The sequence below is a fragment of the Neolewinella lacunae genome (genome assembly GCF_014349155.1).
GTDB classification, from domain to species: Bacteria; Bacteroidota; Bacteroidia; order Chitinophagales; family Saprospiraceae; genus Neolewinella; species Neolewinella lacunae.
The window spans coordinates 1-210 of the sequence record NZ_JACSIT010000007.1 but is presented as its reverse complement, the minus strand read 5'-3'; the positions used below and the strand labels follow the sequence as shown (position 1 = coordinate 210).

Genomic DNA, 210 nt, shown 5'->3' with positions numbered 1-210 from the left:
GCTGGCCGGTGGCCTGACGCCGCTGCTGCCGACCTTCACGGACGGCTGCACGGACCGCATCCGGGTGTGCGTCAACGATGTTGTTGCCTACGACGTCGAAGACCCCCTGTGTGAAGACGTCATCCTGACGCGCACCTTCACGGCTACGGAAATCGCGGTCTGCCCGACGGCAGCTGGCGAAGCCAACGAGAGCGTAACGTCTTCGTTCCG

1 protein-coding gene is annotated in these 210 nt (G+C 64.8%); it reads left to right on the top strand.

From position 1 onward, the window contains the following. On the top strand, positions 1-210 hold a 210-nt coding region (locus tag H9S92_RS00035), incomplete at both ends, for a hypothetical protein (RefSeq protein WP_187464689.1).